The following is a 22076-nucleotide window of genomic DNA, read 5'->3' on the forward strand; positions in this document are numbered from 1 at the left end:
CTCGCCCCGGACCGTCGGCCCGGCCTCTCCCTCGGGGAGAGGCGAAGGGAATGCCGGCTAGCGCGACGGCAGCCGGCCGCCCCGCGCCGGGTCGGCAAAGTTCGTCTCGGGCATGACGCAGTACCAGTCGGGCCGGCCGGGATCGCGGTCATAGGTGTAGCCGCCGAGCGACTGGTAGAGCTCGGCATACTGACCCATCTTGTCGCGATCGAGCTCGACGCCGAGGCCGGGGCCCTTGGGCAGCGCGATCTTGCCGCCGCGATATTCCATCTTGCCGCCGACGATGATGTCGTCGACGAGATGGTGGTAATGCGCGTCGGCGGCGAAGCCGAGATTGGGCAGCGCCGCGCCGAGATGCAGCATCGAGGCGAGCTGGATGCCGAGTTCGCCCGAGGAATGCACCGAGGCGCCGTACTGGAAGGTCTCGAGCACGGTGCCGGCCTTGTGCGCCTGGCGCAGGCCGCCCCAGAAGGTCGTGTCGAGCAGCACCACGTCGACCGCCTCGAGGCGGATATTGGCGGCGAGCTGTTCGAAATTGACGACGACGGTATTGGTCGCGGTCGGCAGGTCGATGGCGCGGCGCAGCCGCCGCATGCCCTCGAGCCCCCAGGTCGGGTCCTCGAAATAGTCGTTGTTCAGATCGCGGATGGCCTTCGCGACGCGGATCGCCTCCTCGACGGTCCACACCCCGTTCGGATCGAGGCGGAGCTTGTCCTTCGGGAAGGCATCGCCGAGCGCCTTCATCACCTCGATGTCGTGATCGGGCGGGAAGACGCCGCCCTTCAGCTTGTGCACCGTGAAGCCGTAGCGGGCGGCGAGGTCCTTCGCATGCGCGACGATCTCGTCGGCGCTCGTCTCGCCGCCGCGTCCGGTCTTCTCGTCGGCATAGCGGTAGAAGAGGTAGCTCGCGAAGGGCACCTCCTCGCGCAGCGCGCCGCCGATCAGGTCGCAGGCGCGGATGCCGAGATATTTGCCGGCGACGTCCATGCAGGCCATCTCGATCGCGGCATGCAGCTGCAGGCGGTTGTTGTAGAGCGAGGCGGTGGGATTCATGATCTTCCACCGGAGCTGCTCCAGCTGCAGCGGATCGTGGCCGACGAGATAGGGCGTCAGGCCGGCGATCGCCGCCTCGGCCGACTGGCCGCCGCCGCCCATCTCGCCGAGCCCCACCAGCCCCTCGTCGGTCTCCACCTCGACGATGGTGCGCACGAAGCGGCCCCAATGGGCGCCGTTGGAATGGCGCAGCGGTGCCTCGAGGGGGACGGTGATCGTCGTCGCCTTCAGGTTGGTGATCTTCATGAACGAAGCGTCCCTTGCGATGCTGGTCTTTGTGGTGTCGTCGGCGCGCCCGTCATCGCTCGCCCATGCCGAGCGTCAGGCCGCGGACGAAGTAGCGCTGGAGAACGAGGAAGAGGATCAGGGTCGGCGCGCTGCCGACCAGCGTCGCCGCGATCACCGATGGGCCGTCGCTGGCGCCGTAGACGCCCTGCATGCCGGCGAGCGCGACCATGATCGGCCGGACGCTCTCCGACTTGGTGAGCACGAGGCCGAACAGCAGGTCGTTCCAGATCCAGGTGAACTGGATCAGCACCAGGAGGATCAGCGGCGCCTTGGCCATCGGCATCATGATCCGCCAGAAAGTCGCCCAGGAATTGGCGCCGTCGAGCGCCGCCGCCTCCTGCACCTGCCAGGGCACGGTCAGGAAGAAGCCGCGCATCACGAAGACGCAGAAGGGAATGGTGATCGCGACATAGAAGGCGATGACGCCGAGCCGCGTGTCGTAGAGCCCGGTGTCCAGATAGAAATTGAACAGCGGGATCAGGTACATCTGGAACGGGAAGATGGTGCCGCTGTAGATGAGCAGGAACCAGAACATGCCCTGCGGGATGCGCAGCCGCACGATGCCGTAGGCGGCCATCGCCGAGAGGATCACCGCGATCAGCGAGGCGACGACGCCGTAGATCGCGCTGTTGACGAAGCCCGACGCCATCCCCTTCGCCCAGGCGCGCGCGATGTTGTCGAAGAGGTTGAACGAGGACGGCGGCGTCAGCGTCGAGGTCGAGGAGAACTCGATCGGCGTCTTCATCGCGCTCATCACGAGCAGCGCGATCGGCAGCACCCAGAAGACGGTGAGGATCAGGGCGGAGGAGAAGCGCGTCTCGCGGCCGAGCGCGGTCTGTTCGCCGACTTCGGCACTCATTGCCTGGCCTCCTGTTCGAGGACGGAGCGGAGGTAGAAATAGGAGAAGGCGAGCGCGACGACGGAGATCACCACCGCGATGGAGGCGCTGTAGCCCTGGTTGAAGAGGATGAAGCCCTCGCGATACATCGTCACCGCGAGCGTCTCGGAGGCGCGGCCGGGGCCGCCCTGCGTCATCACCCAGATCAGGTCGAAGACCTTGAAGCCGTTGACGATGGCGAGCAGCGTCGTGATCACGACATAGGGCATCAGCATCGGCAGGATGATGCGGCGCACGAGGCCCCAGCCGGTGCAGCCCTCGATCTTCGCCGCCTCGATCGGCTCCGGCGGCAGGCCCTGCAGCCCGACGAGGAACAGCATCATGTTGAGGCCGGTCTGCTGCCAGGTATAGGTGGCGATCATCGCGAAGGTGTTGGTCGGCACGTCGAACAGCCAGCGGCTGGCGAGGTCGCCGAGGCCGATGGCGCGCAGGATCATGTTCAGGACGCCGTTGTCGTAGTTGAAGACGAAGGAGAACAGGATGCCGGCCGCGGCGGCGGAGATGGTCGCCGGCAGGTAGATCACCGTCTTGAAGAAGCCGCCCCAGCGCACGCGGCTGAAGGCCAGCGCGAAGACGAGGCCGAGCGTCACCGGGAAGACGACGGCGGCGACGGTCCAGATCACCGTGTTCCTGAGCGACAGCAGGAAATAGGGGTCCTGGAACAGCGTCCGGAAATTCTCGAAGCCGATATAGACGGGATCTGAAATGCCGTCGAAGCGGGTCAGGCTGCGCCAGGCGGTCAGCACCATCGGATAGAGCAGGAACAGCACCACGAACAGCGCCGCCGGCAGCACATAGAGATAGGGCACGATGCGCTGCCTCAGCGGGCGGCCGGGGCTGCGGCGCCTGAGGGCGGGCGCGAGATTCTGGTCGATCGTCGCGGTCATGGGTCTTTCCTTCACCCCTCCCGAAGAGAGGCGGAGCCGGGGACGTCCCCGGCGCCCGAAGACGCCGGGGACGGGCGCCTTACTGCTGCGTCGCCCAGTACTTGTCGGCGAGCGCCTGCAGGTTCTGCTGGACCTGCGGGCCCGTCTCGGGATGCAGCATGAAGTTGCCGAGCTCGTCGACGGCCGCCTCGGCGATCTGGGGCGGCGTCGCCTCCCAGAAGCGGTTGATCGAGGTGTAGCCGCCGTCATTGATCTCCTTGACGAGGTCGGCGATCAGCGGCGACTTGGCCTTCACGTCCTTGTTGATCGGCGGGAAGTCCTGCGCGTCGACCCAGGCTTGCTGTGCCTTCGACGACATCCAGTAGTCGGCGAGCTTGAGGGCGTCCTCCTTCTGCGCCGAGGCAGAGGCGATGAGCAGCGGGCCGGCCTCGAAGATGACCGACTTCGGCAGGTCCGCCTTCTCGTTCGGCATGATGAAGGCGCCGAGATCCTTGGCGTCGAGGCCGGACTGCACGATCGTGTTGGCATACCAGGTGCCGACGAGGATCATGCCGAGCTTGCCCTGCGCGAGCTGGCCGGCCATGGCGTTGGAACCCGACGTGCCGAAGGCGATCGAGGGATCGGTGAAGTAGCCCTTGCCGATCCAGTCGGCCCAGGTCTTGAGAACGGCCGTGACCTCGGGATCGGTGTATTTCGCCTGGCCGGTCATCAGCCTGGCGTAGAATTCCGGATTGGAGCGGACGAGCAGCTCCTGGAACCAGATGAAGCTCGGCCAGCGGCCCTCGATCGTCTGGCCGAACGGCGTGATGCCCTTCTCCTTCAGCGTCGCGGCGACCTTCTCGAGCTCTTCCCAGGTCTTCGGCGGCTCGAGGCCGTTCTCGGCGAAGGTCTTCTTGTTGTAGAGGACCACCCAGTAGGCGACGAGATTCGGCACGCCGTAGATCTTGCCGTCGAAGGTGAAGGCCGAGGCGAGCGACGGATTGACCAGCCCGGCATCGGTGTACTTCTTCCAGACCTCGCCGACATCCGTGACGAGCTTGGCGTCGACGAGATCCTTCATGCGGTAGCCGGACCACCAGGCGAAGACGCCGGGCGCGCTCGGCGTGCGCAGCGCCGCGCGAACCGCCGCCTGATAGGTGCTGGTGTCGGCATAGGGCACCAGATTGACGTCGATGCCGACCGCTTCCTTGGCCGGGCCGAGCACCGTCTTGTAGGCGTCGTTCCAGTTGCCCTTGTCGTGGTAGAAATCGACGGTCTGCGCCACCGCCGGGCTCGCCAGCGCGGCGAGCGACGCGGCGAGCAGCCCGAGCTTCCTCAGGCCCAGTTTTCCAAGCTTCATCAGAGACGTCCTCCTTCGTCCTTCCTCACCGGAACCGGCGGCGCCGGCTCCGTTGTCATGTCCGCCGAACCCCCGCGGCGTCAGGCGTCGCCGAACCGCAGCAACACGGTGTCGACGGCGAGCGGTGCGAGATCGACCGCGATTTCGGTGCCGGTGACGGCGATGGCCTCGCCGGGATGCTCCAGCGCATCGGCTCGCCGCGCTTCCTTCGGCGGCGTGGCGAAGCGGAGCCGCGCGCGCGTCGCCCCGGCCTTCAGGTTCTGCACGCGCAGCGCGATGAAGCCGGCCTCCTCGCCGGGCTTCGCGGTGACGAGCACAGGTGCGTCCGGATCGACGGCGAAGAACGAGCCCTCGCGCGCCCCGGTCGGCGCGATGTCGCGCATCACCACCGGCGGCATGGAAGCCTCCGCGGCGAAGCGGGCGGCCGCGACGGGATCGACATCGCCGGCATGCGTCGTCAGGCGGTAGCGCAGCGGGATGCGGCCGTCCTGGCTGGCCTTGAAATTCACCATCCAGTGGTTGTTGAGCGCCCAGGACATGATGGTCGGGCCCTCCGGCTCGAGCGTCCGCGCCCATTTGCCGGTCGTGATGCCGCCGAGATGCACGAGCGGCGCATCGAGCGGCACCAGCGTCACGCCGCGCGCGCCGTCCGAGACGTCGACCCAGCGCTGCAGCGGGTACCAGTCCTTGGCGGCGCCATCGAGCTGGTCGTCGTTCGGCACCGCCGGGATGCCGTTGAGGTCGAGCATGAAGCGCGGCGCGCCGAGATTGAACGGGAAGGCGACGAAGACCGCTTCCGGTGCCTCGTGTGCCAGCTTGTCGATCAGCCAGTCGACATGCACCGCCTTGGTGCCGGTATCGAGCGCATAGGTGACGCGGGCCGCAGCGACGCCGGCGGCGCGGATGGTGGCTGTGATCGAGGCGCGGCCATTGGCGATCGTCGCCTGGCCGATCTCGACGCTGGTCGCACCGCTCCGCCGCCAGGGCGTATCCCTGAAGCCGGTGAAGAAATCCGGATTGGAGAAGTCGAAGCTCGCGATCGCGTCGCGCCCCTTCGGCGAATCCACCGTCTCGTAGATGTAGTCGCCCGGCCGCCAGCCCTCGTAGCGGCCGGCGAAGTCATGGCCGAGATCCTTGTCGAGGAGGATCGCGATGCCGCCCGAGGCCGGATCGATCTCGATGCGGTAATGCGCGTTCTCGATGCTGTGCGGGCCGGCCTTGAGGTCGGCGTCGCCCGGCGCGTCGGCGAGCGGCAGGAAGGCATAGCCCATCGCGGGGACCTGACCCGCGACCCGATTCACCGGCGGGATCGGCCGTGCGCCACCCCAGCCGCTGCCGCGGTTGAAGAAGCAGTCGAGCATGCCGTCCGGTGCGGCGCCGCCGCGCGGCTCCGGCTCCTCGACGATCACCGCGCGCGGCCAGGGCAGCGTGTTGATGACCAGCACATCGGCGATGCCGGAGGGCTTGAACGCCTCTTCGGGCTGCAGGTCGCCGAGATTGAAGATGCCCTCGGGACCCGGCGTCCCGAGCGGACGGGCGAGGTCGCGGGCGGCACGGGCGAGCCGGTCGTGCCCCTCCATGACCGCCGTATAGGCGTAGCTCGCCTTGCGGTTCCACTGCGCCCGCGTGAACAGCGAATCCGGCGCCTCGACCGAGGAATAGGCGCCCCAGGTATGCTCGTCGTAGAGGATCGCCTGCTCGTAGTCATGCGCCGCACGCGCCGCGTCGTAGCGGTCGCGGCCGGTCGCCCGCAGCCAGGCCTCGAGCGCCTCGGCGGCGCCCAGCACCTCATGAGCCTGCCGGTTGACGCCGGTCTCGTAGGCGCTGGAGCCCGGGCCGTCCGTCCAGTGGTCGGTCCAGTCGCCGCGCTGCGTCCCGATCGCGCCCTGGTGGCGATCACGCAGCAGCCGGCCGAACTCGGTCACCGTCTTGAATTCCATCCGCCAGGGGCGGTCTTCCTCGTTCCAGCGGCGGACGAAATCGGCCATGCGCCGGTCGGGCGGCCCGTTGTCGACGCGGACGGGATGCGTCGCCTCGCAATAGAGGAAGTCGTAGGGGTAGCTCGCATCCGCCTCGAGCCCGTGCACCCAGCGCGGCAGCAGCCTGTCGACGAGGTCGAAATTGCCGATGCCGGCCTGGCTGCGGCCGAAGAGATAGTGATAGCCGTTCCAGGCCAGCACCTTGCCGCCGCTCGGCCCCTCCCACCAGAAGGCGCCGGGGAACGGCTTCGGCCGCGCCCCGCGGATCGGGTTGATCGCGGCGGTGTAGAACCAGACGCCGAGTTCGGCGAGGAGATCGGCGAACAGCCAGGAGACGCCGTTGACGTCGTCCTGCATCGCGCTTTCGACGGTGAGGCCGAATTCGTCGCGCAGCGCCCTCAGCGGATAGAGGCTCCGATGCATCTGCTCGACATTGAGCAGCGGCGTCAGGTTGTAGTTCATCGCCGCGACGTCGATGCGACCCGCGCGGTGCCAGTGCTGGAAGCGGCGGATTTCCTCGGCCGACGCGCTGCGGAGATAGCGCAGGAGCGGCCCGGTGGTCTCGCAGGTCCAGCTGTAGCGGGCGCCCTCGGGATAGGCGTCGGTCGCCTCGATCAGGTCGAGCGCGCCGCGGATGAAATCCGCATGCTGCCGGAAGGCGACATCCTGATAGTCCGTGAAGCCGATATCGGTGTGCGAATGGTTGCACAGATAGATCGTCCTGATCGCGGTCATGACGCCTCGCTCTCCTGTCGTTTCCTCAAGGGCGGCGGGCCGCTCTGCGGCGGCCTCGCCTCCGGCTTGCGCCGGCCGTCTCTCGTCGTCGTTACATCGCGGGCATGGCGGCCCGCATGGCCTCCTTGCGCCCAGGTCCGGGCGCGCCGTCGATCGCCTCGAGCGCGTCGAGGATGGTCCTGAGATGCAGCGTCATCACCGCCGCGACCGCCGCCTCGTCGCGGGCGCGCATGCCGGCGACGATGCCGCCATGCTGGTCGAGGATGGTCCCAGGCCGGTTCGGCCAGTTGACCGTGACGAAGCGCATCCGGTTCAGATGCACCTTGACGTCCTCGAGCTCGTCGGCGACCGCGAGGCAGTCCGCCGCGGCGAAGATGCGGCGATGGAAGACCTCGTCGAGCTCGTAGAAGCGGCGCGTATCCTGCCGCCCGGCCGCGAAAGCCTGCTCCTCGACGATCGACGCCAGCGCATCGATGTCGTCCGGCGCAGCCGCGCGGGTCGCCCGGCGCGCGACCTCGACCTCGACCGCCTCGCGGATCAATTGCGCGGCCCGCACCTTGGCGACGCGGATCGGCGCCACCACCGTTCCGCTCTGCGGATAGATGTCGACGAGGCCGAGATCGGCGAGCCGCAGCAGCGCCTCGCGGACCGGCGTGCGCGAGATGGCGAGCCGCTCGGCGATCGCCTGCTCGCGGATCGGCTCGAGCGGCTTCAGCACGCCGAGCACGATCTCGCTCCGCAGCAGCTCATAGACATTGAGCGCCGTGGAGCGTGGCCGCACCGCCCGCTGTTCCGTCTCCCACATGTCGCGCCTCGCCTGTGTCCTACGGTACTAATATACTAGTGAATCGGAACGACCGTCAACGGGGCGGCGCGGGCGAAGCGCGATCGCCCTTCCCTTTTCCCATCGCGGGAGGGGTGTCGCCGTAGACGGCGGGTCAGTGGCTGCCCAACCTCGGAAAGCCCATCATCCGGCTCGCCGCTGCGCGGCGATCCACCTTCTCCCCCAAGGGAAGAAGCAAGAAGCCGGAGCGGACCGGCTCTCCGCCGACGTCGCCTTGCACCGCATCGGACCGCGCTCTGCCCGGGGTGACGGGCCGTTCACCTTTGCGGCGCTTGCTCTCGGCCGCTGGCGCGTCCATCTGTCGGCCAGACCGCTTTCACCCTTATTCCGGCAGCCGCGCGCTGCCGTGACGGAACCGTCCCATGAAGAAGATCGGCTTCCTTTCCTTCGGCCACTGGTCGCCCTCGCCGCGCTCGGGCACGCGCTCGGCCGGCGATGCGCTGCTCCAGTCGATCGACCTCGCCGTCGCCGCCGAGGAGCTCGGCGCAGATGGCGCCTATTTCCGCGTGCATCATTTCGCGCGCCAGCTCGGCTCGCCCTTTCCGCTCTTGGCCGCGGTGGGTGCGAAAACCAGCACTATAGAGATCGGCACCGCCGTCATCGACATGCGCTACGAGAACCCGCTCTACATGGCCGAGGACGCCGGAGCCGCCGACCTCATCGCCGGCGGGCGGCTGCAGCTCGGCATCAGCCGCGGCTCGCCGGAGCAGGTGGTCGATGGCTGGCGCTATTTCGGCTACCGGCCGGCCGAGGGGCAGACCGACGCCGACATGGCGCGCGGCCATGCCGAGGTGTTCATGAACGTCCTGAAGGGCGAGGGCTTCGCCGAACCGAACCCGCGGCCGATGTTCCCGAACCCGCCCGGCCTCCTGCGCCTCGAACCGCATTCCGAAGGGCTGCGCGAACGCATCTGGTGGGGCGCGGCGTCCAACGCCACAGCCGTCTGGGCGGCCGAGATGGGCATGAACCTGCAGAGCTCGACGCTGAAATTCGACGAGAGCGGCAAGCCGTTCCACGTCCAGCAGGCCGAGCAGATCCGCGTCTATCGCGAGGCCTGGAAGGCGGCGGGCCATGAGCGGACGCCGCGCGTCTCGGTCAGCCGCAGCATCTTCGCCCTCGTCGACGAGCGCGACCACGCCTATTTCGGCGGCGACGAGGACTCCGACAAGTTCGGCTATATCGAGCCGGAGAAGCGGGCCGTGTTCGGCCGCAGCTACGCCGCCGAGCCGGATGCGCTCGTGGAGCAGCTGAAGGGCGACGAGGCGATCGCCGAGGCGGATACGCTGCTCCTCACCGTGCCCAACCAGCTCGGCGTCGAGTACAACGCCCATGTGATCGAGGCCATCCTCAAGCATGTGGCACCGGCGATGGGCTGGCGCTGAGCGACGCACTCCACCCCGCCAAACGTCATGGCCGCGCGGCTCGCGGCCATGACGACGGTCTCAGGCGCGCGCCGCCTCGACCATGAAGCCGGCCATCGCCTTGAACAGCTCGAGATCCTCGCGCGCGTCGGCGATCGAGGTCTTGGGCCGCCGCCGCTCGGTCACGTTGCGGTGGAAGTCGTTCCACTCGACGGCGAAGGAATCGTAGCGGGTCGGGAAGCTCACCTCGGTCGAGGCGCCGGCCTCGCCATGCGGCTTCAGCACCGTGAGCCGCGCCGGCTGGTGGCGGATATAGGGCGTGTCGTAGTCGACACGGATCACTTCCTTCGGCGTCGAGACTTCGAGATGCGCGTCGAAATGCGGGATCTGGTCGACGGCCGTCTCGAACTGGCAGACGAAATGGCCATAGTCGAAGCTTGCCGTGATGGCGCGCCCGCCATGGCGCTGGGTCGCCATCAGCACCCGCTCGGGCCGGCCGATCAGCTCGCGCATCGCCGAGATGTCGTGGCTGGATAGGCCGAGCATCAGCCCGTAGGCCATGGCGATCGGCCCCTCGCCGATCCCGATCGCCTTTTTCGTCGCCTCGGCCATCGCAACCTTCGCCGCCTCGATCGCCGCAGCGGGGATATCGGTGCCGCGCACGACCCGCGAGGTCGAGTTGATGATGAGCGCATTGGCGCCGATCACGTCGCGGACCCGGGCGAGCAGGATGTCGCCGCGCAGCGGCTCGATGCGCTTCACCGCCTCGACGAAGGCCGGTGCATGGCGGCGCATGAAGCCGACCTGCACCGTCACGCCATGCCTCGCCTCCGCCTCGGCGAGGCGGTCGGCCTCCTCCAGCGAGATGCACATCGGCTTCTCGACCAGCACATGCTTGCCGGCAGCCATGACGGCGATCGCCACCTCGGCGTGGTAGACATGCGGGTTGGCGATCAGCACCGCGTCGACATCCGGATCGGCGATCAGCGCCTCGTGGCTGTCGTAGAGCCGCGCGCCCGGCGTCTGGCGGCCGGCCGCATCGACGACGGTGCGGCTGATGTCGCAAAGCGCCGTGACCTGGAAGAGATGGGGAAGGTCGCGCAGGGTGGGCAGATGAATGATCTGCGCGACCTCGCCGCAGCCGACGACGCCGACGCGAATGATGTGAGCCACGATGGATTGTCCTTAAACGTCTATTTATGTCGAAAAATGTTGAAAGTCCGAGCGGACTCAGCCCTTCACGCCGCCCGAGACGGCGCCGTAGGTGATGTATTTCTGGATGCCGAGGAAGAGGATGAAGGTGGGCACGACGGTGAGCGTCGCCGCCGCCATCAGGCTTCCCCAGTCGGTCGAATATTGCTGCATGAACATCGTGATGCCGACGGGCAGCGTCATCGCGTTCTCGTCGCGGAGGAAGACGTTGGCGACGAAGAACTCGTTGTAGGAAAAGAGGAAAGAGAAGATAGCGATCGCCGCGAGGCCGGGGCCCGAAAGCGGCAGGACGATGCGGAGGAACGCGCCGAAGCGCGAGCACCCGTCGACCAGCGCCGCCTCTTCCAACTCGCGCGGGATGGTGTCGAAGAAGGACCGCGCCATCCAGGTCGCGAACGGCAGGTGCACCACCGTATAGAGGATGATCACCGACAGCGGACTATTGATGAGCCCGAGCGTCCTGAAGAGAATGAAGAGCGGGATCAGCGCGAGGATGATCGGGAACATCTGCACGATGAAAAGCGTGCGCGAATAAGTTGTCACGAAGCGTCCGCGAAAGCGTGACAGAGCATAACCCGCGAGCGCCGCCGCGGCGGCGCTGGTGATCGTGCTTCCCGTCGAGGCGACGACCGAATTCCACAGATAGCGCCAGAAATTCGTCCGCTCCGAGAGATAGGAATAGTTCGCGGTCGTCAGGTCATGGGGCAGCAGCGAGGAGCGCTGCATCAACTGGTCGGTCGTCTGAAACGAGTTCATCACCATCAGGATGATGGGCAGGTTCACCACGAGCACGATCGCCGAGAGAACGCCGAAGCGGGTCCAGCGCTGAGCCGGCGAAGGATTTGGATAGGCCATGGTCAGCGCTCCTTCTGGCGGCGGAGCAGGAAGACGACGAGGATCATGAGGATGATCAGCGTCACGAAGGAGGTGGCCGAACCGAGCCCGACATCGTTGCGCCCGAAGGTGTAGCGATAGGCGAGGAGGACGAGGTTCTCGGTGGCGTTGGCCGGGCCGCCCTGCGTCAGCAGCCAGGGCGTGTCGAAATCGTTCACCGTCCAGATCGTCATCAGCAGCGCCAGCACGATCGAGATGTTGCGCAACTGCGGCAGCGTGACGAAGCGGAACTGGTTCCAGCGCGATGCCCCGTCGAGCGAGGCGGCCTCGTAGAGGCTGCGGTCGATGCCCTGCAGAGCGGCGAGAAGCGACAGCATCATGAAGGGGAAGGAGCGCCAGATCTTGATGGCGATGACCATCACAACCGCCCAGGTCTGGTCGGACAGGAAGTAGACCGGCGAGCCACCGAACAGGCCGATGACCTGATTGAACAGCGCCCGCTCGTCGGCCATCATCCAGCGCCATGAGACGATCGAGACGATCGACGGCACGATCCACGGGAGCAGCAGCGCCACGCGGAAGAAGGCTCGTCCGGGAACATCCTGGTTCAGGAGCAGCGCGAGGCCGAGCCCCAGCGCATAGCAACCGACGACGTTGAAGACGGCGAAGACGAGGCTGAACCACAGCGCATGGCGGAAATCGCGCGAGGTGATCAGCTCGACATAGTTGTCGAGCCCTACGAAGCGGCCGTATTTCAGCAGCGACCCGTCCGTGAAGCCGTACCAGAAGCCGGTCAGCATCGGATAGGCGATGACGGCGAGGATCAGGACGACGGAGGGCGCGAGCAGCAGGAAGGGCAGCGCATCGCCGGTCCGCCACCAGGCCCTGGCGCTTGCGCGCCAGGTCCCGGCTTCGGGGCGGGAGAGGTCCACAGCGGACACCCGATCACTCCTTGACGATCGACTTCAGCCGGCCGTCGGCCGTATCGAGGATCTGGTCGAGCGGCTTGCCCTGCCAGAGTTCCTGCGCGAAGGTCTGCATCACGCCCTCGCCCTCGACTTCGTTCAGCGCCGGGAAGATGCCGGCGGCATGGGTCGCCGTCGTCTTGCCGATCGGCACGTAGTTCTCGAGCACATAGCCGCGCGAGGCCTGCTGCTTGAAATAATCGTTGGCGGCGATGGACTTGCGGGTCGGCAGCTGCCCGGTATTGCCCTTGGTCCAGAGCGGCGTCTGGTTCTTCGACCACCACTTCAGGAAGGTCTTTACCTCCTCCGGGTGCTTGGTCTGCTCGTAGACCATGATGTTGTTGACCCAGAAGATCGTGCCCTTGTCGCCATGCGGTCCGGCGAGGGGCGGCACGACGCCGATCTTGTCGGCCGCGTCGCCGGCCTGGGAGATCAGGCCGGGGCCGTCGAGCGTGAAGGCGCCCTGGCCGCGATTGAAGGCGCCGCGGCGATCGTCGGAATTGTAGCCCGTCGAGGCCGGGCTGACCGATCCGTCGGCGACCATGCCGGCGAGCGCCTCGAAGGCCTCGACATTGCGCTCGCTCTTGAGGTCGAGCTTGCGCTCCTCGTTGAAGAGACCGCCGCCATTGTTGAGGATGGCATTGTAGAGGAAGTGCGAGCCGCCGGTATCGCCGGAGGCGAGGATGCCGAACTTGCCGTCCTTGGTCGTCGCCTTGGCGGCCTCGCGCAGCTCGGCCCAGGTCGTCGGGACCTTGAGGCCTGCGGCGTCGAGCATGTCCTTGCGATAGAACCAGACGCGGATGTCGATGCCCCAGGGCAGCGCGACATAGTGATCGTCGTAGCGCAGCGTATCGACGGTTCCGGGCAGGAAATCGTCGAGATCGCCACTCGCCTTCATCTCCTCGATGAGGTCGTCGATCGGCCGGATGGCGCCGAGATCATAAAGCTGCACGGCCTGGTAGCCGGCGCCGGTCGATAGATCGGGCGCGGTTCCGGCGCTGATCGCGGTGACGAAGGTCTGGTACCAGTTGTTCCAGGGCACCGAGCGGTATTCGACCTGGATGCCCGGATTTTCCTTGTTGAACTCGGCGACGAGCTCCTTGGCTGCGTCGATATATTCCGGCGGACCCCAGATCATGTCCCAGAAATTGAGTTTGACCGGGTCGGCCGCATAAGCGGTGACGGGCGAGAGACCGATGGCGAGGGCGGCCGCGAGGGATGCGAGGAGCCCTGCCCTGCCCCGCGCGGGGGCATTGCCTGATGTCTTCATGGCGTTTCCTTCTCCAGACGGGTGTCTTGTTATGTCTCCGGCGGCGTCGTTGCGCGCCGCGCGGGCCTTGACCGGTTCTGTCGGCTCCTGGCGTCTCCTTTCTCGTGAACCCTGTCAGCGTGTCGCGCGAACGGGCACCGGCCCGGTCGAATCGCGGATGACGAGCGAGGGCGCCAGCGTCACGGTGCGCGGCGCGATGTCGGGATCCTCGATCGAGGCGAGGGCGAGCTGGAAGGCGGTGAGGCCGAGTTCGGCCATGGGCTGCGCGACCGAGGTCAGGCGCGGCGTCAGCTGGCCCGCGATCGTATCGTCGAATCCGACCAGCGAGAGATCGTCCGGCACCCTGAGATGCGCCTCGTAGGCAGCGCGGAGGATGCCGCCGGCCAGCACGTCACAGCCGGCGATGATTGCTGTCGGCCGGTCCTTCAGCGCGAGAAGCGCGCGCGCATGGCCATACCCCTCGACATCGGAGCCATCCTCGAGGCGCACATATTCTCCGAGACGGACGAGGTCCGGATCGATGGCGACCCCGGCCCCGCGCAGCGCATCGAGATAGGTGTGCAGCCTGTCCTCCTCCAGAGAACGGGCCCGGACGCCGGGATGCGGAAAGAGGGCGGGGTCGCCGCCGATGAAGGCAATGCGGCGATGGCCGAATTGGAGGAGATGGGCCATCGCCGCCTCGATGCCGGCGACGTTGTCGACGAGCACCGCATGGGTATCGGCGGTCCGCTGCCGCTCGATCTGCACCACCGGCATGTCGGCGGCGCGCAGCATCGCGATGCTCTCGGCATCCACCGGATAGGTGAAGATCACGGCGTCGACCTGCCGCTCGATGAAGCGCTCGACGCCGAACCGCTCCTGCTCGCTGTTCTTGTTGTGGTTGAACAGGAAGGTCTTGTAGCCGTTGGCGAGCGCCTCGCGCTCCACGGCCCGCGCGACATGGGCGAAGAAGGGGTTGCTGGTGATCTCGATCAGGAGATGGCCGATGGTCAGGCTGCGCTGAGTCCTCAGGCCCCGTGCCATGACGTTCGGACGGTAGCCGACCGACTTCACCGCCGCCTCGACACGCTGGCGCGTCTCCTCGCCGACATAGCCGCTCGCCGACAGGACGCGCGCCACCGTGGCCTTCGAAACCCCGGCCTCGCGGGCGACATCCATGAGCGTGGCGGAGCGCAGTTTCATCACCAAACCGTGTGAGATCGTTCTCACAGCACTATGAGAACGATCTCACAGGCTGACAAGCCGCTTTCGTCGCTGCACCGCAGCAGGCAAAGCCCCGGAGGCCCTCGCGCCCGATCAAGTCCGCGCGAGGGCGTCCTCCAGTCCCTTGAAGACGACCGGAAGCGGCGCATCTGGCGTGCATGACCCGATCCATGCTCTCCCACGCACTCGCCGCCGCAATCCTCGCCACCACACTCGCAGCGCCCGCCACTGCCGCGTCGGTCAATGCCGGTGGCCGCCCCGCCACGACCGAGCTCCCCTTCGTCGCTACCGAGATCGCCAGTTTCGATACGCCCTGGGCGATCGCTTTCCTGCCCGACGGAAGGATGCTGGTGACCGAGAAGGGCGGCGCTCTGTTCGTCGTGAACCGGGACGGCCGCAAGACGCCGGTTGACGGCGTGCCGGCGGTGCAGGCCGGCGGCCAGAACGGCTTCCTCGATATCGCCGCGGCGCCGGATCATCGCAGCAGCCGCCTCGTCTATCTCACCTATGTCGAGCCGGGGAACGGCGGCGCGCTTGCGCTCGCACGGGCGAAGCTGACCGTCGCCGGAACGCGCGGCGCGCTGCAGGATCTCACGGTGATCTGGCGCCAGACGCCGCGCGGCGGGGGCGGCCAGCCGGGCGGCATCATCGCCTTCGACCCGGATGGGCGGCATCTCTTCCTCACGGTCGGCGATCGCATGCGGCCGGCAAGCGCGCAGGACGCCGACGCCGCGCGCGGCAAGGTATTGCGCCTCGCGCTCGACGGCTCGACGCCGCCTGACAATCCCGAGGCGTCGTCCGGCGGCGTGCGGGGCGAGACCTGGTCGACCGGCCATCGCAATCCTTACGGGCTCGCCTTCGACCCGAAGGGGCAGCTCTGGCTGAACGAGATGGGGCCGCGTGGCGGCGACGAGCTGAACCGGATCGAACCCGGCAGCAATTACGGCTGGCCGGTCGTCTCGAACGGCGACAATTACAGCGGCACGCGGATTCCCCGCCACGCGACGCGGCCGGACTTCGCAGCGCCGGCGCTTTACTGGACGCCGGTCATCGCGCCGGCGGGGCTCGCCTTCTACGACGCCGGGCTCTTTCCGGCCTGGCGCGGCTCGGCGCTCATCGGCGGCCTTGCCGTCGGTGCGCTGGTGCGGGTCGCGTTCGACGGCCAGGGGAATGCCGACGAGGTGGAACGCTTCGACATGGGTGCCCGCATCCGCGACGTCGCGGTCGGTCCCGACGGCGCCGTCTATGTCATCGAGGACGAAGCGCCGGGGCGCCTGTTGCGGCTCGCGCCGCGATGAAGCTTCCTTGGAGGCTCCCTTGCGATCTCATCGCACGCGACCTATCTGGAGCATCATGAGTGAGCGGGACGGATCGGAGCGTGAAAGGAGGGGTGGCGAGGCGCCTTCGCTGACGCTCGGCTCGTTCATCTGCTTCGCGCTCTATTCAACCAGCCACGCCTTCAGCCGCCTTTACCGGCCACTGCTCGACCCGCTCGGCCTCACCTATCCCCAGTTCCTCGCCATGGTGGCGCTGTGGGAGAAGGACGATCAGACTGTGGGCGAACTCGGCGCGCGGCTGCTGCTCGAATCCAACACGCTGACGCCGCTGCTGAAGCGGCTCGAAAGTCTCGGCCATGTCGTGCGCCGTCGCGACGCGGATGACGAGCGCCAGGTCCGCATTCGCCTGACCGAAGGCGGTCGGGCGCTCGAATCGCAGGCCCGAGACGTGCCCCGCTGCATCGGCGAGGCGCTCGGAATGACCGCGGAAGAAGCCGAGGCGCTCACGGCCTCGGTCACGGCCCTGCGTCGCCGGCTCGAGGCCGCGGCCGGCTGATTCCTGTTCCGGCGCGCCGGCGCGTGCCGCTTGTCCTGTCCTTTCCGACGAGGAGGTGACCATGCTCGAAAGACATTTTCCGGTGACGCACAGCGACGAGGAGTGGCGCAGCCTGCTGACGCCCGAGCAGTATCGCGTGATGCGCCGGCACGGCACGGAGTATCCCGGCAGCTGTGCCCTCTTGCACGAGAAGCGCGCCGGCACCTTCACCTGCGCCGGCTGCGGCCAGCCGCTGTTCGCCTCGGGCGGCAAGTTCGAGAGCGGCACCGGCTGGCCGAGCTTCAACGACCCCATCGAAGGCGCAGTGGAGACCGACACCGACCGCAGCCACGGCATGGTGCGGACCGAGGTCCACTGCGCGCGCTGTGGCAGCCATCTCGGCCACGTCTTCGACGACGGCCCCGCGCCGACCTATCTGCGCTACTGCATCAACGGCGTGGCGATGAACTTCGAGCCGGCCTGACGCGAGGCTCCGGACTCAGTCGGCCATCGGCGTCGCGAGCGGCAGGATATGCCGCCGCGACAGCTCGGCCAGCGGTCGATCCGGCGCCGACGGATCGACCAGCGCGATCTCGGCGATCTCGGCACCCGGCTTGGCGCCGCCGGCATAGGGGACGCGGAAGAGGTCCGCCACGACCGTGAATCCGGCCTCGTTGGCAGCGGGCGCCGAGAAGCGGCCGAGCGGCTCCAGGCTCTCGGCCGCGACGACGAGGCCAAGTTCCTCGCCGAGTTCGCGGATCAATGCCGCCGCCGGGCTTTCGCCCTGCTCGATCTTGCCGCCCGGCTGCATGAACACGGCGGCGCCCTGCTTGCGCACGACGAGCGCCCGTCCGTCCGCATCGACGATCAGCCCCGCCGCGATCCGAATCACCTGGTCCACGCGATTGCTCCTGTCCCGATGGCCGGAGCCTAACTCGCCTGTGCACGGCGGGCGAGGCTTCCAACAGGGTCGCGCTTCCTGCACAATGCGCGTGCGGCGGGCTCTCCCCGCGGCGTGGAAGGCAGTCGGGGAATTTGCGATGACGAAGGGCGGTCGAAACCTCGTGACGGGGGCGGCGCGGCATGCACCGCGGCTCGGCGCGGCGATGATGGTGGCGGCTCTCCTTCTCGCTCCGCCTTCCTCGGCCTTCGCCCAGACCACGCCCGATGCGGCGCAGCCGGTTCGGGTCGGTACGGTCGCCGCGGAGCTGAAGCCGATCAATCCGGCCAAGGAATTCGTCGGCCGCATCGAGGCCAAGGAGCGGGTCGAGATCCGCGCCCGCGTCACCGGCTACCTGCAGGACGTCCTCTTCAAGGACGGGCAGATGGTCAAGGAAGGCGACCTCCTTTACCGGATCGAGCGCGAACCCTTCGAGGCCGCCCTGTCGCAGGCCGAGGGATCGCTCGACAAGGCGCGCGGCCAGGCCGCCTTCGCCGATGCGCAGCTCGCCCGCGCCGAGGAACTGCTGAAGTCGCAGACCGGCACGCAGGCGACCCGCGACCAGCGCCTCGCCGAGCAGCTCACCGCGAAGGGCGACGTCGTGATCGGCGAATCCAATGTCGCGAATGCCCGCATCAATCTCGGCTATACCGAGATTCGATCGCCGATCGCCGGCTTGATCGGGCGCACCAGCGTCACCCGCGGCAATGTCGTCGGGCCGAACAGCGGGGTGCTGACGACCATCGTCAGCCAGGACCCCATGTATGTGACCATTCCCGTCAGCCAGCGCGAGTTCCTGTCGCTGCAGGAGGAGGACCGCGCCCGCGGCGGCGACCTGCTGGAAGCGATCATCCGCTTCTCGGACGGCTCCCTCTACGACCAGACCGGAAAGATCGACTTCATCGGCGTCACGGTCGACCGCGCCACCGACAGCGTCACCGTGCGCGCCGTCGTGCCCAATCCGAAGGGGCGGCTGATCGACGGGCAGCTCGTCAACGTCTCGCTGCAGCTCGAGGCGCCGGTCGAGCAGATCGTCATCCCGCAGGCGGCGCTGATCGCCGACCAGAAGGGCGTCTATGTCTTCGTCGTCGAGGACGGCAAGGCAGCCGTCCGCCGCGTGACGCTCGGAACCGAGAGCGGAACCGGCGCCACCGTCGAGAGCGGCCTCGAGCCGGGCGACCAGGTGATCGTCGAGGGCATGACGACGCTGCGCCCCGGCACCCCGGTCGCGCCCTATCCGGCGGCGACGCTCCCGGGCGCGGGCTGACGCCATGATCTCCTCGCTCTTCGTCGACCGACCCCGCTTCGCCATCGTCATCGCACTGATCACCGTCGTCGCCGGCGCTCTGTCGCTGATGGCGATCCCGATCGCGCAATATCCCGACATCGTGCCGCCGCAGGTGTCGGTCACCACCTTCTATCCCGGCGCCTCGGCGTCGGTCGTCGAGTCCACGGTCGCCCAGCCGCTCGAAAGCCAGATCGTCGGCGTCGACAAGGCGATCTACATGAAGAGCGTCTCGGGCAATGACGGCAGCTACACGCTGACCGTCTCGTTCGAGCTCGGCACCGATCCCGACATCAACGCGGTCAACGTCAACAACCGCGTCCAGGTCGCGCTCTCCAAACTGCCGCAGGACGTGCAGAAGCAGGGCGTCACGGTCAAGAAGCAGTCCTCGGCGCTGCTCGGCGTGATCGCGCTGACCTCGCCGAAGGGCACTAACGACGAACTCTTCATCTCCAACTACGCGACGATCAATCTCGTCGACGACATCCGCGCCACCGCCGGCGTCGGCGACGCACGCCTGTTCGGCCCGCAGGACTATGCGATGCGGGCCTGGGTGCAGACCGACCGGCTGACCGGCCTCGGCCTCACCACGGCCGATGTCGTCAACGCCATCCGCAGCCAGAACGTGCAGGCCGCCGTCGGCCGCATCGGCGCGCGGCCGGTCTCGGACGACCAGCAGCTGCAGCTCAACATCCAGACCAAGGGCCGCCTCTCGTCCGTCGACGACTTCAACAAGATCGTCATCCGCACCAATCCCGACGGATCGGTTCTGCGCCTCTCCGACGTCGCCCGGGTCGAACTTGGCGCCGCCAATCTCGACCGCTCGACCCGCCTGAACGGCCAGCCCGCGACGCTGATCGGCATCTACCAGTCGCCCGGCGCCAACGCGCTGTCGACGCTCGCCGCCGTCGAGGCGAAGCTCAACGAAGCGCAGAAGAACTTCCCCGACGACCTCATCTGGAAGGTCACCTACGACCCGACCACCTTCGTGACCGCCACGATCGAGGTCGTCGAGCACACGCTCGTCGAGGCCTTCATCCTCGTCGTGCTGGTCGTGTTCCTGTTCCTCGGCAATCTGCGCGCCACGCTGATCCCGACGCTCGCCGTACCCGTCAGCCTCATCGGCACCTTCATCGTTCTGAACGCGGTCGGCTATTCGGCGAACACCGTCTCGCTGCTCGCCCTCATCCTCGCCATCGGCATCGTTGTCGACGACGCGATCGTCGTCGTCGAGGCCGTCGAGGCCAAGATGGCCGAGAAGCCGGAGCTCTCGCCGGCAGAGGCTACCAAGGAGGCGATGCGCGAGATCACGGCGCCGATCATCGGCATCACGCTGGTGCTGCTGTCGGTCTTCGTGCCGGTCGCCTTCCTGGGCGGCATCACGGGCGAACTGTTCCGCCAGTTCGCCGTGACCGTCGCGGTGTCGATGTTCCTCTCCGCGATCAACGCGCTGACGCTGTCGCCGGCGCTCTGCGCGATCCTGCTGAAGCCCCATCACGGTCCGCGCCGCGGCCCGATCGGCGCCGTCATGCGCGGCATCGACCATGTCCGCGACACCTATGGCACGCTGGTGGCGAAGCTGGTGCGCGTCGCGATCCTGGGCCTCGTGATGGTCGCGGCCTCGCTCGCCGGCATCTATGGCCTCGCGAAGATCACGCCCACCGGTTTCCTCCCCGAGGAAGACCAGGGGGCCTTCTTCGTGCTCGTGCAGACGCCCGACGGCGCCTCGATCGGCCGCACCGGCGCGGTCGTCTCGCAGGTGGAGGAGATCCTCAAGCAGGAGCCGACGATCGCCGACTATTCCTCGATCATCGGCCTCAACTTCGTCGACAGCTATTCGCAGCCCAACGCGGCCTTCGTCATCGTCTCGCTGAAGCCGTTCGACGAGCGGACGGAGCCCTCCGAGTCGGCGGCCGCCATCATGGCACGCCTGACCCCGAAGCTCGCCACCGTCACCGGAGGCCGTGCGCTGCCGCTGGCGCCGCCGCCGATCATCGGCCTCGGCACGGGCGGCGGCTTCACCTATGTGCTCAGGGCGCTGTCGAACAACGACCCGGCGGCGCTGGCGCAGGTGCTGCGCGGCCTTCTCGTCGCCGCCAACCAGGATCCGCAGCTGACGCGCGTGTTCTCGTCCTTCTCGGCCTCCAACCCGTCGATCTTCCTCGATATCGACCGCGACAAGGCGCAGATCCTCGGCGTCGACATCTCCGACATCTTCTCCGCGCTGCAGACCTCGCTCGGCGGCGCCTATGTCAACGACATGAACCTGTTCGGCCGCACCTGGCAGGTTCAGGTCCAGGCCGAGGCATCGGACCGCAAGTCGATCGGCGATATCAGCCGCATCAACGTCCGCAGCAAGACGGGCGAGATGATCGCGCTCAGAAGCCTCGTCGAGACGCGCGTGGTGCTCGGGCCGCAGGCGCTGATCCGGTACAACAACAAGCTGGCCGTCACCGTTCAAGGCAGTCCGGCGCCCGGCGTCTCGTCAGGTCAGGCCCTGGCCGCGATGGAAGGCGTGGCCGCTGCCTCGCTCCCCGCCGGCTATGGCGGCGAATGGACCGACATCTCCTTCCAGGAGAAGCGGGCCGAGGGCCAGACGCCGGTCATTCTCGGCTTCGCGGTGTTGTTTGCCTTCCTGTTCCTCGTCGCCCTCTACGAGAGCTGGACGATCCCGGTGCCGGTGCTGCTGTCGGTGACGGTGGGCATTCTCGGCGCCTTCATCGCGCTCGTGCTCGGGCATCTGACGCTCGACCTCTATGCCCAGATCGGCCTCATCGTGCTGATCGGCCTCGCCGCGAAGAACGGCATCCTGATCGTCGAGTTCGCCAAGGAGCGGCGCGAACATGGCATGCCGCTTCTGGACGCGGCGATCGAGGGCGCGCGGCTGCGCTTCCGTCCCGTGATGATGACGTCCTTCGCCTTCATCCTCGGCCTCGTTCCGCTCGTCTTCGGCAGCGGCGCGGCGATGCTGGCGCGTCGCAACGTCTCCTCGCCGGTGTTCGGCGGCATGCTCGCCGCCTCGATCCTCGGCATCTTCGCCATTCCCGCGCTCTACGTCACCTTCCAGGCGCTGCGCGAGAAGGTGAAGGGTACCGGCAAGACCGGAGGCAAGACGGGCGACAAGACGGGCGGCCCCGCCGGGGGCAGCGCAGCGCCCGAGGCGCACTGAGC

The 22076-nt window shown here is 67.6% G+C and carries 18 protein-coding genes; 6 read left to right on the forward strand and 12 right to left on the reverse strand.

The genetic code is table 11. The features are described 5' to 3' along the window. Positions 1–57: 57 nt before the first annotated feature. The 6 genes from QO015_RS12435 to QO015_RS12460 form a co-directional block, all read right to left on the reverse strand. The gene (locus tag QO015_RS12435; protein ID WP_266279077.1) at positions 58–1299 is read right to left on the reverse strand and encodes an enolase C-terminal domain-like protein; all 1242 of its coding nucleotides are present in this window, start codon (positions 1297–1299) and stop codon (positions 58–60) included. A gap of 52 nt (positions 1300–1351) precedes the next feature. Then, positions 1352–2200 (reverse strand): carbohydrate ABC transporter permease, encoded by an 849-nt coding sequence (locus QO015_RS12440; RefSeq protein ID WP_266279076.1) that lies wholly within the window; start codon positions 2198–2200, stop codon positions 1352–1354. Next, a complete protein-coding gene (locus QO015_RS12445; protein WP_266279075.1) occupies positions 2197–3126 on the reverse strand; it encodes a carbohydrate ABC transporter permease in 930 nt (309 codons plus the stop codon). The genes QO015_RS12440 and QO015_RS12445 overlap by 4 nt, the downstream gene beginning before the upstream one ends. 79 nt (positions 3127–3205) lie before the next feature. Then, positions 3206–4465, reverse strand: a complete 1260-nt coding sequence (locus QO015_RS12450) for an ABC transporter substrate-binding protein (protein ID WP_266279074.1) — start codon at positions 4463–4465, stop codon at positions 3206–3208. Between the two features lie 80 nt (positions 4466–4545). Further along, complete coding sequence (locus QO015_RS12455) at positions 4546–7179, reverse strand: glycoside hydrolase family 38 N-terminal domain-containing protein (protein WP_266279073.1); 2634 nt, start codon at positions 7177–7179, stop codon at positions 4546–4548. A gap of 91 nt (positions 7180–7270) precedes the next feature. After that, complete coding sequence (locus QO015_RS12460; RefSeq protein WP_266279071.1) at positions 7271–7984, reverse strand: GntR family transcriptional regulator; 714 nt, start codon at positions 7982–7984, stop codon at positions 7271–7273. A gap of 401 nt (positions 7985–8385) precedes the next feature. On the opposite strand from QO015_RS12460, the gene QO015_RS12465 reads away from it, so the two are divergent. After that, positions 8386–9405, forward strand: coding sequence for an LLM class flavin-dependent oxidoreductase (locus QO015_RS12465; protein WP_266279070.1), 1020 nt, complete (start codon positions 8386–8388; stop codon positions 9403–9405). Between the two features lie 60 nt (positions 9406–9465). On the opposite strand, the gene QO015_RS12470 is transcribed toward QO015_RS12465, so the two are convergent. From QO015_RS12470 to QO015_RS12490, 5 genes are all read right to left on the reverse strand, one after another. Next, positions 9466–10557 (reverse strand): Gfo/Idh/MocA family protein, encoded by a 1092-nt coding sequence (locus QO015_RS12470; protein WP_266279069.1) that lies wholly within the window; start codon positions 10555–10557, stop codon positions 9466–9468. A 57-nt stretch (positions 10558–10614) separates the two neighbouring features. Further along, positions 10615–11451, reverse strand: a complete 837-nt coding sequence (locus QO015_RS12475; protein WP_266279068.1) for a carbohydrate ABC transporter permease — start codon at positions 11449–11451, stop codon at positions 10615–10617. A 2-nt stretch (positions 11452–11453) separates the two neighbouring features. After that, positions 11454–12371, reverse strand: a complete 918-nt coding sequence (locus QO015_RS12480) for a carbohydrate ABC transporter permease (RefSeq protein WP_266279067.1) — start codon at positions 12369–12371, stop codon at positions 11454–11456. A gap of 4 nt (positions 12372–12375) precedes the next feature. Then, on the reverse strand, positions 12376–13665 hold the full coding sequence (locus tag QO015_RS12485) for an ABC transporter substrate-binding protein (protein WP_266279066.1): 1290 nt from the start codon (positions 13663–13665) through the stop codon (positions 12376–12378). Between the two features lie 114 nt (positions 13666–13779). After that, positions 13780–14847: a LacI family DNA-binding transcriptional regulator gene (locus tag QO015_RS12490; RefSeq protein WP_266279064.1), complete on the reverse strand. Its 1068-nt coding sequence runs from the start codon at positions 14845–14847 to the stop codon at positions 13780–13782. A gap of 191 nt (positions 14848–15038) precedes the next feature. Here QO015_RS12490 and QO015_RS12495 point away from each other — a divergent pair, with 191 nt between their 5' ends. The 3 genes from QO015_RS12495 to msrB all read left to right on the forward strand — a co-directional run bounded on the left by QO015_RS12495 (position 15039) and on the right by msrB (position 17164). Next, positions 15039–16166: a PQQ-dependent sugar dehydrogenase gene (locus QO015_RS12495; RefSeq protein WP_266279062.1), complete on the forward strand. Its 1128-nt coding sequence runs from the start codon at positions 15039–15041 to the stop codon at positions 16164–16166. A 55-nt stretch (positions 16167–16221) separates the two neighbouring features. After that, on the forward strand, positions 16222–16701 hold the full coding sequence (locus QO015_RS12500) for a MarR family winged helix-turn-helix transcriptional regulator (protein ID WP_266279061.1): 480 nt from the start codon (positions 16222–16224) through the stop codon (positions 16699–16701). Positions 16702–16762: 61 nt separating this feature from the next. Beyond that, positions 16763–17164: a peptide-methionine (R)-S-oxide reductase MsrB gene (msrB, locus tag QO015_RS12505; RefSeq protein ID WP_266279059.1), complete on the forward strand. Its 402-nt coding sequence runs from the start codon at positions 16763–16765 to the stop codon at positions 17162–17164. A 15-nt stretch (positions 17165–17179) separates the two neighbouring features. On the opposite strand, the gene QO015_RS12510 is transcribed toward msrB, so the two are convergent. Further along, the gene (locus QO015_RS12510; RefSeq protein WP_266279058.1) at positions 17180–17581 is read right to left on the reverse strand and encodes an NUDIX hydrolase; all 402 of its coding nucleotides are present in this window, start codon (positions 17579–17581) and stop codon (positions 17180–17182) included. A gap of 139 nt (positions 17582–17720) precedes the next feature. On the opposite strand from QO015_RS12510, the gene QO015_RS12515 reads away from it, so the two are divergent. Both QO015_RS12515 and QO015_RS12520 read left to right on the forward strand, forming a co-directional pair. Then, positions 17721–18887, forward strand: coding sequence for an efflux RND transporter periplasmic adaptor subunit (locus QO015_RS12515; RefSeq protein WP_266279057.1), 1167 nt, complete (start codon positions 17721–17723; stop codon positions 18885–18887). A 4-nt stretch (positions 18888–18891) separates the two neighbouring features. Continuing rightward, a complete protein-coding gene (locus tag QO015_RS12520) occupies positions 18892–22074 on the forward strand; it encodes an efflux RND transporter permease subunit (protein ID WP_266279056.1) in 3183 nt (1060 codons plus the stop codon). Positions 22075–22076 lie beyond the last annotated feature (2 nt).

The sequence above is a fragment of the Kaistia geumhonensis genome, from assembly GCF_030815145.1.
GTDB classification, from domain to species: Bacteria; Pseudomonadota; Alphaproteobacteria; order Rhizobiales; family Kaistiaceae; genus Kaistia; species Kaistia geumhonensis.